Consider the following 314-nt stretch of genomic DNA (forward strand, 5'->3'; position numbering starts at 1 on the left):
GTTCCAAAAGATGGGACACGAATTATTGAGCCGGGACGAGCATGCGGTGCTGGACGGCGGCAAGTGTATTTTGCAGTTGCGTGGCGTCAGACCGTTTTTGAGCGACAAGTACGACCTGACCCAGCACCCCAACTACAATCTGACCTCGGACTATGACCCCAAAAACACCTTCGATATTGAAAAATATCTGAACCGAAAAGAAAAAATCAATCCCAAGGATGAATTTGTTGTGATTGATGCTGATTCGCTCCCGTCTGCCTGATCCGGTAGGCGGTTTTAATTTGTCCCGGTCAGAAAAGTGCACCAGAAAATCA

Annotated in this window: 1 pseudogene; it reads left to right on the plus strand. The window is 47.8% G+C overall.

Annotated elements, in window-relative coordinates:
* Positions 1 to 262 (plus strand): annotated as a pseudogene (locus P0G09_RS17300) (type IV secretory system conjugative DNA transfer family protein); the annotation flags it as partial.
* Positions 263 to 314 lie beyond the last annotated feature (52 nt).

Source organism: Faecalibacterium sp. DFI.5.82 (assembly GCF_029076575.1).
GTDB classification, from domain to species: domain Bacteria; phylum Bacillota; class Clostridia; order Oscillospirales; family Ruminococcaceae; genus Faecalibacterium; species Faecalibacterium duncaniae.